Here is a 12831-nt window from a genome sequence, read left to right as displayed (position 1 = left end):
CGTCAGGCCGCGGCCAGGTCACTGATGCGCCAGCCACCCTGGTCGCGAGCGGTGACGATCAGCTGGGCGGTGGCGGTGCTGCCCGACTTCTTGCCGGCGCGGGTGGTGTCCTGGTCGAGGAAGACCAGGACGACCGCGGTGTCGCCGGTGAGCTTGATGGCCCCGGCCTTCACGACCCGGGTGGTGAGCGCGAGCTTCTGGATCGGCGCGTACCGGACGACCTCGCCGAACAGCCGGCGGTACTGGTCCTTCGCCTTGCCGGTGAGCAGCTGGTCGGCCGCGCGCTGGGTGGTCGCCGGGTCGGTGTGGGTGTACGTCAGGATCCGGGTGACGGCTGACGACACGTCGGCGACGACCTTGGCGGTGGCGGCCTGGTCCAGCAGGACGCGGTTGGTGGCCGGTGAACCCTCGTTCCGCCTGTCCGCCCAGCTGGTCGCACCCAGGGCGAGCAGGCAGATCGCCAGGACGAGGGCCACCGGTACCCCCAACCCGCCCATGCGCAACCGCTCGCGGAAGGGCCGGGCCTCTTTCCTGCGCGGAACGCGCTTCTCGGGTGGAGCTTCGGTGATGCTCACGGCGCGGGCCTCCCGGCTGCGGGAATCGCGGTGAGAGACTTGATCTTCCAGCCGCCGCCGGCGGTGCGGACCATCCCCACCTGGTAGCGCTTGCGCTGCTCGCTGCCGTCCTGGTCGGGGCCGGTGGTGACGCGGACGCGGACCGAGGCCAGGAAGGTCGCGTCGCCCCTGGTGGTGTCCAGGCTGGTGATGGCCAGGCCGTGGACGGTGGCGACGGCGGTGGTGCCCGCCTTGCCGAACTTGGTACGGGCGGTGATCTGGTCGCGTTCGAGCTCGTCGTGGAGCTGGCCGGTGGACGCCTCCAGCCAGCGTGCCATGGAGATGTCCAGCAGCTTGGCGTCCATCGAGTTGAGGATCGTGAGCTGCCTGACCGCCACCTTGGAGACCTCGTCGCGTTCCCTGGCCCGGTCCACGTCGGCGCCACGGCCTGACTGGATCAGCGACCAGCACGCGAGCACGAGGAGGACCGAGGCCGCGGCGACCGCGGTCCAGCCGGCGGGACGGATCAGGCGGCGGGGACTCATGAGCCCGCCCGTGCCGGCGCTTCGGTGGGCTCGACCAGAGATCTCAGACCGACCGCGTCCAGGACCTCGCCGACTCCCCTCATGTGGCCGGGCTTGACGGGTGCCGGGACGCCGTGGCGCGGCGCGCGGCTCGATCCTCGGACGTTGATGCCGGAGCTCAAGGGCTCGGTGCAGCGGGCCTTGGTGTTGAGCGGCGCCCACGTGAGGTCGTTGGCGTTGCGGTAGCGGGTGCCCTCGTAGCCGCGGGTGCAGGGCTGCGGGTTGAAGAACGTGTTGACCAGGCCGAGCCTGAGCCTGCCGCCCGAGATGACCGACGAGCCCATCGCGGCGGCGCGCGGCAGGTTGGCGAGGAGGTCTTCGAGGCTGTCGAGGCGGGCACCGGTCAGCCGCGCGGTCGTGAGGAGATCGGCGATGAGCGTCCCGAAGCCCGGGTCGAGGTCGCGGACGAGGGTGGCGAACTCTCCGGCGGCGCCCGGCGTCGTCTCGATGAGATCACGGAGGTCGGCGTCGGAGTCTCGGAGCTGCCGGGCGAAGAGCCGCGAGTTGTACGCGAAGGCGCGGAAGGAGTCGGCCTCCTCGTTCTGGACGCGCAGCACGTCGCCGCCCGTGTGGAGCAGTTGCCGGGTGGTGGTGAAGTTCTGGTCCGAGGTCTCGATGAACTCGCCGCCGGTGTCGAGCAGCTTCTGCAGGTGCGGGCCCTGTCCGGCGAACGCCAGGCCGAGCTCGTCGATGAGCGTCTGCAGGTTCTGGAGGGGCAGCGAGGCGGTGAGGCTGTTGATGCTCTTGAGCGTCTCGGCCACCGGCACCGGGATGGTGGTGACGCTGCGCGGGATCGCGCTGCCGTCGGCGAGGAAGGGACCGCCGGAGGCGGCCGGGCGCAGGTCCACGTACTGCTCACCGACGGCGGACCGGTTGGCCACGATCGCCTGGAGATCCCGCGGGATCTTCGGTGCCGAGTCGTCGATGCGCAGCTCGGCGATCACGCCGTCCGGGGTGAGGTCGAGCCTGCCGACCTTGCCGACGGTGATCCCCCGGTACGAGACGGCCGAGCCCTCGAAGAGACCGCCGGTGCTCTCCAGGTTGAGCTTCACCGTGTAGTAGCCGCGCAGCCCGACATAACGTCCGAGGTCGGCGTAGCCGGTGCCGAGGTAGCCGATGACGACGACGGCGAGGATGACGAACGTGACGATCTTGGCCTTGGTGGCGGCGGTCAGCATGTCAGTTGCCCCCTTCGATCGGCGGGAGCGGCAGGGCCGGCTGTTCCTGCGACGGTGGAGGCGCCTGGGGTCCGGTCTGTTGCGCGGGAGGTGCGGAGGGGATGGGAGTGGAAGGCGGCTTGGGCTTGCCGGCCAGCGGGCAGAACTGGGCCTGCGGCCCTTCCGGCGAGGTGCCTGCCAGAGTCCTGGCCCGGGCCGGCTTCTTCGGGTCCTGCTCTTCGACCGCCGGGATGACGCAGTCGTTGCCGGGCGCCGCGATCACGCTCAGGTAGCCGTTCAGGTAGTCGCCCTTGATGCCCTTCTGCACCTCGTCGGTGAACGGGTAGGTGAACAGCACCTCGAGCGACTTCGGCAGGTCGCGTCCGCTGTCGGCGAGCTTGCGCAGGATCACCGAGAGGTCCTGGAGGTCGGCGACGGTGTCGTCCTTGCTCCGGTTGATGGTGGTCACCGCGACGTCCGACAACCGCTCCAGCCGCCGCAACATCTCGACGAGCTGCCCGCGCTGGTCCTCCAGCACCTTCAGGCCCGGCGACAGGTCGGTGAGGACGGTGTCGATCTGGCCCCGGCGGGCGGCGACGGTGGACGACAGGCGGTTGAGCCCGTCCAGCGCGTCCACGATCGTCTGCCGGTTGGTGTTGAGCGTGGAGCTGAGCGTGTTGAGCCGCCGCAGCGCCGACCGCACCTGCGGCTCCCGCCCGCCCAGCGCCTTCTGGAGCTCCCGGTTGATCGTCCGGATCTGCTGTAGGCCTCCACCGGACAGCAGCATCGACAGCGCGCCGAACACCTCCTCGGTGTCGGCGTTGCGCGTCGTCCGGGACAGCGGGATCGTCGCGCCGTCGGCCAGCGGGGTGACCGCGGGCGCTCCGCCGGCCGACGGAGAGGGCGCCGCGAGCCGGATGTACTTCTCCCCCAGCAGGCTCGACTGCTCCAGGTTGGCGATGGCGTTGGACGGCAGCCGCACGTCTCCGTTCACCCGGAGGGTGACCTCGGCGTGCCAGGCGTTCCGCGGCAGCGACACCTTGGTGACGCGGCCGACCGGCACGTCGTTGACCCGTACCGACGCCTGCGGCACGAGGTTGAGCGCGTCGGGGAACTGCACCTTCACCGTGTACGGGTGGTCGCCGAGGTCGGCGCCGCCCGGCAACGGGATCTCCTCAACCGAGACCGAGCACCCGGCGGCCAGCACGGCCACCAGCGCCGCGGCCGCCGCCTTGACCACCCGCATCAGCGACCTCCCTCGTCGTTCTGTCCCGCCTTGCCGTTCTGGCCGGCGTAGACCGGACCGGCGGGCGGGAACGGCAGCGCGGGGACACCGCCGGTCCTCGATGGCGGCACGGCCGTGAGCCCGCCGGTCCGGAGCCGTTCGCACTGGGATCGGAGCGCGGGAGAGCTCACGCCGGTCGCCGCCGCGCAGACCGATCTGGTCGCGGCGGACACCGGGTCGACGCCCGGCTGCGACGTCGAGCCGAACGCCTTGGTGATCTCCAGCAGGTTGCCGCGGCTCATCAGGGTGCGCGTCTCCGGGTCGTAGGTCTGGAGCGCGTTCTGGAGGAGCAGGGGCGTGTTGTCGAGGGCCTCGGCGAGGGCGGCACGCTGGTCGACGAGGATCTGCGTGACGTCGGCGAGCTTGTCGACGTTCCTGGCGAGCTTCTCGCGGTTCTCGCTGATGAACGTCTTCACCTTCGCGAGCGCGGCGGCGAGGTTGCGCAGCGCGTCGCCGAGTTCGTCGCGGTCCGCGGCGAGGAAGCCGCTGACCTCGGCGAACTGCCGCTCGATCTGGCGGATCCGCCCCTCGTTCGCCTTCAGCATCGTGCTGAACCTGTTGAGGTTGGAGATCGTCGCGTAGAAGTCGCCGCTGGAGTCGTTGAGCGTCTCCGAGGCCTTGCCGAGGTCGGCGATCGTCGTGTTGAGCAGGCCGCCGTTGCCGTTCAGGTTGGCGGCGCCGGTCGAGATGAACTGCGACAGCGCTCCGCGGGCGTTCGCGCCCTGCGGGCCGAGGTCGGTCGAGAAGCGCCGCACGCTGTCGTACAGCTGGTCCAGTTCCATCGGCGTCGCCGTCCGGGTGACGTCGATGTCGGCGCCCTCGGACAGCTCGGCACCGCCGGTGTAGGCGGGGGTCAGCTGCACGTAGCGGTCGGACACCAGGTTGGGCGCGATGACGATGGCGCGGGCGTCCGCGGGGACCTTGACCTTCTTGTCGACCTTCATGACGACCTTGACCGACCCGCCCTCCGGCTTGATCGATTCGAGGGCGCCGACCTTGACGCCGAGCACCCGGACGTCCGATCCGGGGTAGACACCGATCGTGGTCGCGAAGTGCGCGGTGATCCGCCGCCCCTCGGCCGCGGTCAGGATCGGGGCCAGGATGGCGGCGGCGACCAGCAGGAGCACCACGATCATCGCTTCGAGGACGCGGGTGCGGTTGTCGCGCATGGGCGAGAGCAGCGCGGGGAGCTTCATCAGCGCCCTCCCGTCAGGCGGGGCGGCTTGCAGCCCTTCGGGTCTTCCGGCTGCCATCGGCCGTTCTCCAGGTACTCGCGGGGGACGGTGCCGCAGAGGTAGCCGTCGACCCAGCGGCCGCTGCCGGTGGCGTTGCCGAGGAGCCGGGTGTACGGGGCGGAGACCTTGATCGCGCGTTCCAGGTTCGTCTGGTTGCGCAGCAGGGTCGCGGTCACCGCGTCGAGCGCGTCGAGCGTCGGCCCGAGCTGCTCGTCGTTGTCGTCCACCAGGCCGGCCAGCTCGACGCCGAGCCGCCGGGTGCCGACGAGCAGCGCGTGGATCGCCTCGCGGCGCCGGCGCAGTTCGGCGAGCAGCAGGTTGCCGTCCTTGAACAGCGATTCGAACTGGGCGTTCTGGTCGGCGAGGGTGCCGGAGAGCCGCTTGGTCCCGGCGAGGAGCTGCTGCAGCTCGGCGTCCTTGGTGGCGATGACCCGCGACAGTGCCGACAGTCCGGTCAGCGCCTGCTTGACGCTCGCGGGCGTGTTCTCGAACGTCTGGGAGATCGTGGTGAGGCTGGTCGCGAGCCGGCCGGTGTCGATGTCGCGGAGGGTCTTGCCGAGATCCTCGAACGCGGTCGTCACGTCGTAGGGCGCCACGGTCCGGTCGAGCCCGATCGGCTGCTCGGGATCCTGCCTGTTCGCGCCGAGCGGGTCGAGCGCCAGGTACTTCGACCCCAGCAGCGTCTTGATCATGATCATCGCGGTGGAGCGGTCGCCGACCCAGGTGTCCTTGACCCGGAACTCGACCTTCACCTTGGCGCCGTCCAGCGAGACGTCGGTGACCTTGCCGACCTTCACGCCGGCGACCCGGACCTCCTGGCCGGACTTGAGCCCGGCCGCTTCGGAGAAGTACGCCTTGTAGGCGGTGCCGCCGCCGATGATCGGCAGTTCGTCCGCGCGGTAGGCGACCATCCCGAAGGCCAGCAGGAACACCAGGCCGAGCACCGCGACGGGGATCGGGTTGCGCTCGCGCAGCGGCTTCAGCCTGGGCCTGCCGGTGCGCTTGCGCGGTCCCGGCGGCCTGTCATCGCGGGCAGGTGTGGTGGACGTCATCCGACGCACCTCTCCCGGCCGTCGTCGGTGATGGGCAGTCCGGTCGGCGGCGGACGGTCGTCCACGTCCGACCCGGCGTAGTGAACGCCGATCAACTTGACCTCGCACTGGTAGAAGTTCGTCCAGGATCCGTACGAGGCGGTCCGGCCGAGGTTCTCGAGCTTGCCGGGGAGCCGCTGCAGGAACCGGGTGACCAGCGGCTCGTCCCGGTCGAGGTTGCGGCTGAGCCGGCCCAGCTCGCCGATGCTGTTCTTGAGCGGCGCGCGGCCGACGTGGAGCAGGTCGGCGGTGGCGGTGCTCAGGTCGCCGAGCGCCACGACCGCCTCGCCGATCGGCTCGCGGTCCGCGGCCAGGCCCGAGGTGAGCTTGCGCAACGTGGTGAGCAGGTCGATGAGCTGCCGGTCGCGGTCGTTGATGGTGGCGACGATCGAGTTCAGGTTGGAGATGACCTGCCCGATGACCCGGTCGCGTCCGGCGATGGTGGTGGTGAGCTCGCCGACCGTGCGCAGCAGGCTCTCGACCGTGCCGCCCTCACCTTGGAGCACCTTGACGATCGACTCCGACAGCGAGTTCACGTCACCCGGCGACAGGGCCTGCATGAGCGGCTGGAATCCCTGGAAGAGCTGGGTGAGGTTGAGCGGCCCCTGCGTCCGGTCCGCCGGGATCGTGCCGCCGCGCCGGAGCGTCCGCCCCGGCGATCCGGTGCCCTGGCCGAGCGCGATGTAGCGGCCGCCGACCAGGTTGAGGTAGCGCACGGACGCGGTGGTCGAGGCGGGCAGGTCACGGTCGCGGTCGACGCTGAACTTCACCAGCGCCAGCCGCCTGTCGGTGACCGAGATCTTCTCGACCGACCCGACCCGTACGCCCGCGATCCGCACGCCGTGCCCCGGGTGCAGGCCCGCCACGTCGGTGAACTTGGCGTAGTACGTGATCCGGTCACCGGAGGAGGTGTCGGTGATGCTGGCCGCGAGCAGCCCGGTGGCCAGCACCGTCACCACGATGAAGATCAGCGAGCTGATCAGCGGGCCGGTGAGGCCCTTCAGCCCCTGGCCGGTGAGCCTCACTTGACCGTCACCTCCGCGCCCCGGTAGATCGGGCCGACCAGCACGCTGGACCAGTCGGGCAGCTCTTCGGGGACCTCGTCCAAGCCCGGGGCGACGAGCTGGTTGACCAGGTCGTTCTCGGCGGTGGAGTTGGCGGGGCCGAGCCCGCCCGTGGTCACCGCGCCCGGCACCTTGGCGCCGGTGGGCACCGCCGTGGGCGCCTTACCGCCACCCGGCGTGTAGGGCACGCTGTAACAGCGCGGCCCGCCCCCGCCGTCGTACCGGACCTTGTCCTTGCCGGGGATGTAGCGCCCCTGATGCTGGACGGAGACGACCTGGCCGTGGACGCCGTGCTTGTCGGTGCCCTTGCCGAGCACCTCGTTCATCTTCGGGATGAAGTCGGCCAGCGTGCGGAACGTGCACGGCGCCGCCGGCGAGTACCGCCGGAAGAGGTGCAGCGAGCCGCGGCTCTCGGTGGCGAGGGCGATGAGGTTCTCGGAGTTGACGCTCACGAACTCGGTCAGGTCACCGGTCGCGGTCGAGACCGTCTCGTAGAGGTCGGCCAGGTTCTGCCGCTGCTCGGCGATCGTCCGGCTGGTGGTGGTGAAGTCGGTGAGCGCCTGGAGCAGGTCGGGCGAGGCCGCGTTGAGGTTGTCGGCGAACGTCGCCAGCTCGGCCAGGTTGCGGTTGAGCGCGGGCAGCTCGGGGTTGAGCTTGGCGAGGAACGAGTCGAGCTGAGCGAAGTTGCGGCCGATCTGGTCGCCGCGCCCCTCCAGCGCCTGTGCCATCGCGGTCAGCGTCGCCGACAGCTTGGACGGCTGGACGGCGTTGAGCAGGCGCATGGTGTTGTTGAGCACCTCGGACAGCTCGACCGCGTTCTGGCTGCGGTCCTCGCTGATGACCGCGTCGTTCGCGATCGGCTGCGCGACGGTCGTGCCGGCCGGCGCCCCGGTCGCGGTGGCCGGGACCAGCGCCACGTAGCGCGCGCCGAAGACCGTCGTCGGGAGGAGCTGCGCCCGCACGTCGGCGGGGACGAATTTCGCCTTGTCGGGGTCGAGGGCCAGTTCCAACCTGGCGCCGCTGCCGTTCGCCTTGATGGAACGGACCTCGCCGACCACCACGCCGCGCACCTTCACGTCGGCCTGCTGGTGCATCTCGTGCCCGGCGGTACCGGTCATCAGCGTCACCTTGGTGACCTCGGTGAACCTCTTCTGGTAGATCGAGATCGACAACCAGATCAGCAGGGCGGGGACCAGCAGGAAGGCCACGCCGAGCAGCCGCCGCCCGGTGGTCTGCAGCAGGGTCGAACGTTCGGACTGGGCGCTCATGTCAGCCGGTCACCTTCACCGTCGTGGTCGCGCCCCAGATGGCGAGGCTGACGAAGAAGTCGGTGACGCTGATCAGGACGATGGCGGTCCGGACCGCGCGGCCGACGGCCACGCCGACCCCTGCCGGGCCGCCGACCGCGCGGTAGCCGTAGTAGCAGTGCGCCAGGATCACCATGACGCTGAAGATCAGCACTTTGACGAACGACAACACCACGTCTGATGGGGACAGGAAGATGTTGAAGTAGTGGTCGTAGGTCCCCGCCGACTGCCCGTTCACCCAGAGGGTGATCTGTCTGGACGCCAGATAGGAGCTCAGCAGCCCGATGCCGTACAGCGGGATGATCGCGACGGTGCCCGCCACGATGCGGGTGGTCACCAGGTACGGCAGGGACGGGATGCCCATGCCCTCCAGCGCGTCGATCTCCTCGTTGATGCGCATCGCGCCGAGCTGGGCGGTGAAGCCCGCCCCGACGGTCGCGCTCAGCGCCAGCCCCGAGACCAGCGGCGCGATCTCGCGGGTGTTGAAGTAGGCGGACACGAACCCGGTGAACGCGGCCGACCCGATCTGGTCGAGCGCCGCGTACCCCTGGAGCCCGACGACGACGCCGGTGGAGACGGTCAGCCCGAACATCACGCCGACCGTGCCGCCGATCACCGCGAGCGCGCCCGAGCCGAACGCGACCTCGCTGAGCAGCCGGCCGATCTCCTTGAAGTAGCGGCGGATCGCGCGCGGCATCCACAGCAGCGCCTTGATGTAGAAGCCGAGCTGGTCGCCCGGCTGGTCCAGCCACGACACCGACCGCCCCGCGCGGCGGCGGGCCCCTGAGGTCGCCATGGGTCACGCCCCCTTCGGCGGGACGACCTGGAGGTAGATCGCCGTCAGGACGAGGTTGACGAAGAACAGCAGCAGGAACGTGATGACCACCGACTGGTTGACCGCGTCGCCGACGCCCTTGGGCCCGGGGCTGGGGTTCAGCCCGCGGTACGCGGCGACCACGCCGGCGATGAAGCCGAAGATGAGCGCCTTGAGCTCGGCCACGTACAGGTCGGGTAGCTGCGCCAGCGCCGAGAACGAGGCGAGGTAGGCGCCCGGCGTGCCGCCCTGCATCATCACGTTGAAGAAGTAGCCGCCGGCCACGCCCACCACCGAGACCAGCCCGTTCAGCAGGACGGCGACCGCCATGCAGGCCAGGACCCGCGGCACGACCAGCCGCTGGATCGGCGAGACGCCCATGACCTCCATGGCGTCCATCTCCTCGCGGATGGTCCGCGACCCGAGGTCGGCGCAGATCGCCGAGCCCGCCGCGCCCGAGATGAGCAGCGCCACGATCAGCGGGCTGGCCTGCTGGACGACCGCCAGCACGCTCGCGCCGCCGGTGAGCGACTGGGCGCCCAGCTGCTTGGCGAGCGAGCCGACCTGGAGCGAGATGACCGCGCCGAACGGGATGGACACCAGCGCGGTCGGGAGGATCGCGACCGAGGCGATGAACCAGAACTGCTGGATGAGCTCGCGCAGCTGGAAGGGCCGGCGGAACGTCATCGCGATGACGGTCACCGCCAGCGTGAACAGGCGCCCGACCTGGCGGAGCGCGCCCGCTCCCGGCGCCGCCGTCTGTGGGGTGGTCACGAATGTCCTCCTGCGCCGGCGGCGTGCTCGCGCCGGTTCTCGAAGATGGCCTGCTGCGCCGCGTACGGAAGCCGGGGAAGCATCGCCTCCACCCGCTGCCAGTGCCGGGTCGCGGCCTGGCGCGGCGGCAGGCCGGGCGACGGCTGGAGCTGCGGGACGATCTCGATCCGGGAGCGCGGCGCCCGCTCGACGGCGGCCTCGGCGGCCAGGGTGGCGGCGTCCTTCTCCTCGCTCATGCCGATGGGGCCGTGCCGGGTGCCGTGCAGGAACTGCGCGACGACCGGTTCCTCGCTGGTCAGCAGCACCTCGCGCGGGCCGAAGCCGACCAGGTCGCGGCGGAAGAGCATGCCGATGTTGTCCGGGACGGTCGCGGCGATCTCGATGTTGTGCGTGACGATGAGCATGGTCGCGTCGATGCGCGCGTTCACGTCGATGAGCAGCTGGGACAGGTAGGCGGTGCGGACGGGGTCGAGGCCGGAGTCGGGCTCGTCGCACAGGATGATCTGCGGGTCCATGACCAGGGCGCGGGCGAGGCCGGCCCGCTTGCGCATGCCGCCGGAGATCTGGCCGGGGAGTTTCCGCTCCTCGCCGCCGAGCCCCACCATGTCCATGCGCTCCAGCACGGTGCGGCGGATCTCCGACTCGGACCTGCGGGTGTGCTCGCGGAGCGGGAAGGCGATGTTGTCGTAGAGGTTCATCGAGCCGAACAGCGCGCCGTCCTGGAACATCAGGCCGAACAACTTCCGCTGCCGGTAGACCTTGTGGTCCTTGTCGTTCACCATGTCGACGCCGTCGATCATGACCCGGCCGCGTTCCGGCTTGATGAGCCCGATGAGCGATTTGAGGAACACCGTCTTTCCGGTGCCCGAAGGCCCGAGCATCACGGTCACCTCGCCGGCCGGCAGGGTGAGGGACACATCGCGCCAAATGGTCTGCCGACCGAATGATTTCGTCAGTCCCTCGACGACGACTTCAATTCCCAAGTGCCACACACCTCGCCCGCCTGCTGTTGGCGAGGACGTTACGACTATCTCCGGTGACAACTCAAGAGTAAACCGGAGGATTCTCGGGTGGAAGACCCACCACGGGCAGGGGCGTTGTCGTTTGCTGAGTGTTCGATCAATCCAAAATCGTCGTTCTGGAGTACTGGCGAGTAATTGCCTACATCCGATCTCCCGGGAGGCCCGTTATCACTTACTAAGCCTCATCGCGCATTTGCGTTATCGGCGGAATAGTACTTGACAGTAATGTGCCACCCGAGTCTTGTCAGAACCGGCAGTTCGACCTATGTTTCACGTGCTCCAGTGCACGGTTTCGGGTGTGAGCTCCCCCCGCACGGCACGCTCCCGGCCGTCGAACAGCGGTCCCAGGCGGAGGTGTGTTTTCCATGACGCAGGCAGTCGAGCTCCCCGGCCCGGCGGAGCCCGACCCCGTGCAGGTCCCGCCACAGTTCGCCCAGATCATGTGGGGCGAGATCGAAGACGTCATCGGCGAGGTGGTGCAGGAGATCCGGCGGGCGATCCCCGAGTACGACCGTCCGGAGAACTCCGCCTACGACCAGATCCTGCGGCTGGGCGCGGAGAAGCTCATCACGGCCTACATCGAGCGCATCGCCGACCCGTCCGTTCCGCTGACCGAACGCGACGAGACCTGCCGGGCGCTCGGCCACTTCGAGGCCGTCGAGGGCCGCAGCCTGGACCACATGCAGGCGGCCTACCGGATCGCCTTCCACATCGCGTGGCGGCGGACCGCCGCGGTGGCCGAACGGGAACGCATCCCGTCGGTCGTCGTCACGACGATGGTCGAGTCGATGCTGACCTACATGGACGAGGCCATCGCCCAGACGCGCCACGGCCACCAGCAGGCGATGGAGCACGCCGATCTGCGCCGCCGCGAGCACCGCAGGCAGCTCCTGCACCTCATCCTCCAGCAGCCGGCAGTGGTGCCGGAGGCCATCGAGGAGCTGGCGCGCACCGCGTCCTGGCCGCTGCCGGACGAGGTCACGATGGTCGCCATCCACCCGGACGCGCCCTGCACGATCTCGGCCCTTGACGCGGATGTGCTCATCGACCTTGACTCCCCCGAGCCCTGCGTCCTGGTGCCGGGGCCGCTCGACCGGAGCCGGCAGAGCATGCTGGAGGCGGCCCTGGCGGAGGCCAGCTCGGTGCTCGGCCTCACCATGCCGATCGACAAGGCGACCGACTCCCTTCGCTGGTCGCGGCGCGTGCTTGAGCTCGCCGAGGAGGGCATCATCCGGGACGGCTCGCTGATCCCCTGCGAGCAGCACCTGATGACCATGTGGCTGCTCTCGGACGTGACGCTGATCGAGGAGTTGACTCGCCGGCACCTGGCCCCGTTCGACGACATGTCCGACGGGCACCGGCGCAAGCTCACCGAGACGCTGGCCGAGTGGGTCACCACCCGCGGCAACGCGGTCGAGCTCGCCGAGCGCATGAACGTGCACGCGCAGACCGTGCGCTACCGCCTCCGGCAGCTCGAGAGCTATCTCGGCGAGAGCCTGGCCGATCCGGACACCCGGTTCTCGCTCGACGTCACGCTGCGCGCCGCCAGTCTCCACCGCCGCCGCCACCTCGGCCGCCGGGGCACGCCCGGTTCCTGAGCCCCGCGGTCCCGCTCGCCGGCGGGAGTGGGACGAACAAGCGCTTGGGTGTTTGTTCGGGATTATTAGCGCATGAGTGACGGGAGTGAGTACCAAGCAGGACCGAATCGGCCGCTACGCACGGCCACTTCATGATCACGACTGACGATTTTACGTTCGCTTTAACAAACGTCAGCGTTATCAGACTTAATGTCAGTGTGCTCCACCTCACAATCCAGCGCTCGGGGGACGCGCAGGGGTCCCCCGCTCGGCGCGTCCTCCTCGGGTCCAATGCCGTAACCACCCCACGGCCGACACGCGGCCGGGCGGCCCCGCCCGGACCGCCGTCCGGCCATGCCGACGGTGT

The 12831-nt window shown here is 69.8% G+C and carries 12 protein-coding genes; 1 reads left to right on the top strand and 11 read right to left on the bottom strand.

The genetic code is table 11. From position 1 onward, the window contains the following. Nucleotides 1-2: 2 nt before the first annotated feature. The 11 genes from ABZ810_RS09310 to ABZ810_RS09260 form a co-directional block, all read right to left on the bottom strand. A complete protein-coding gene (locus ABZ810_RS09310; RefSeq protein ID WP_358401309.1) occupies nucleotides 3-575 on the bottom strand; it encodes a hypothetical protein in 573 nt (190 codons plus the stop codon). Further along, nucleotides 572-1099 (bottom strand): hypothetical protein, encoded by a 528-nt coding sequence (locus tag ABZ810_RS09305; RefSeq protein WP_358401307.1) that lies wholly within the window; start codon nucleotides 1097-1099, stop codon nucleotides 572-574. The genes ABZ810_RS09310 and ABZ810_RS09305 overlap by 4 nt, the downstream gene beginning before the upstream one ends. Next, the gene (locus ABZ810_RS09300; RefSeq protein ID WP_358401304.1) at nucleotides 1096-2316 is read right to left on the bottom strand and encodes an MlaD family protein; all 1221 of its coding nucleotides are present in this window, start codon (nucleotides 2314-2316) and stop codon (nucleotides 1096-1098) included. The genes ABZ810_RS09305 and ABZ810_RS09300 overlap by 4 nt, the downstream gene beginning before the upstream one ends. A 1-nt stretch (nucleotide 2317) precedes the next feature. Then, nucleotides 2318-3541: an MCE family protein gene (locus ABZ810_RS09295; RefSeq protein ID WP_358401302.1), complete on the bottom strand. Its 1224-nt coding sequence runs from the start codon at nucleotides 3539-3541 to the stop codon at nucleotides 2318-2320. Further along, on the bottom strand, nucleotides 3541-4776 hold the full coding sequence (locus tag ABZ810_RS09290; RefSeq protein ID WP_358401299.1) for an MCE family protein: 1236 nt from the start codon (nucleotides 4774-4776) through the stop codon (nucleotides 3541-3543). The genes ABZ810_RS09295 and ABZ810_RS09290 overlap by 1 nt, the downstream gene beginning before the upstream one ends. After that, nucleotides 4776-5867, bottom strand: a complete 1092-nt coding sequence (locus ABZ810_RS09285; RefSeq protein WP_358401297.1) for an MCE family protein — start codon at nucleotides 5865-5867, stop codon at nucleotides 4776-4778. Before ABZ810_RS09285 ends, ABZ810_RS09290 begins: the two co-directional genes overlap by 1 nt. Further along, the gene (locus ABZ810_RS09280; protein ID WP_358401294.1) at nucleotides 5864-6931 is read right to left on the bottom strand and encodes an MCE family protein; all 1068 of its coding nucleotides are present in this window, start codon (nucleotides 6929-6931) and stop codon (nucleotides 5864-5866) included. Before ABZ810_RS09280 ends, ABZ810_RS09285 begins: the two co-directional genes overlap by 4 nt. Next, nucleotides 6928-8238 (bottom strand): MCE family protein, encoded by a 1311-nt coding sequence (locus ABZ810_RS09275; protein WP_358401292.1) that lies wholly within the window; start codon nucleotides 8236-8238, stop codon nucleotides 6928-6930. The genes ABZ810_RS09280 and ABZ810_RS09275 overlap by 4 nt, the downstream gene beginning before the upstream one ends. Nucleotide 8239: 1 nt before the next feature. Further along, nucleotides 8240-9073: an ABC transporter permease gene (locus ABZ810_RS09270; RefSeq protein WP_358401290.1), complete on the bottom strand. Its 834-nt coding sequence runs from the start codon at nucleotides 9071-9073 to the stop codon at nucleotides 8240-8242. A gap of 3 nt (nucleotides 9074-9076) precedes the next feature. Beyond that, nucleotides 9077-9778 (bottom strand): ABC transporter permease, encoded by a 702-nt coding sequence (locus ABZ810_RS09265; protein WP_358401706.1) that lies wholly within the window; start codon nucleotides 9776-9778, stop codon nucleotides 9077-9079. Nucleotides 9779-9861: 83 nt separating this feature from the next. Beyond that, on the bottom strand, nucleotides 9862-10782 hold the full coding sequence (locus ABZ810_RS09260; RefSeq protein WP_358401287.1) for an ATP-binding cassette domain-containing protein: 921 nt from the start codon (nucleotides 10780-10782) through the stop codon (nucleotides 9862-9864). Nucleotides 10783-11252: 470 nt separating this feature from the next. Here ABZ810_RS09260 and ABZ810_RS09255 point away from each other — a divergent pair, with 470 nt between their 5' ends. Further along, nucleotides 11253-12485 (top strand): helix-turn-helix domain-containing protein, encoded by a 1233-nt coding sequence (locus ABZ810_RS09255; RefSeq protein WP_358401284.1) that lies wholly within the window; start codon nucleotides 11253-11255, stop codon nucleotides 12483-12485. Nucleotides 12486-12831: the final 346 nt, after the last annotated feature.

Source organism: Spirillospora sp. NPDC047279 (assembly GCF_040643285.1).
Lineage (GTDB): Bacteria > Actinomycetota > Actinomycetes > Streptosporangiales > Streptosporangiaceae > Spirillospora.
The sequence above is the reverse complement of the archived record's forward strand: the minus strand, read 5'-3'. Positions and strand labels throughout refer to the sequence as shown.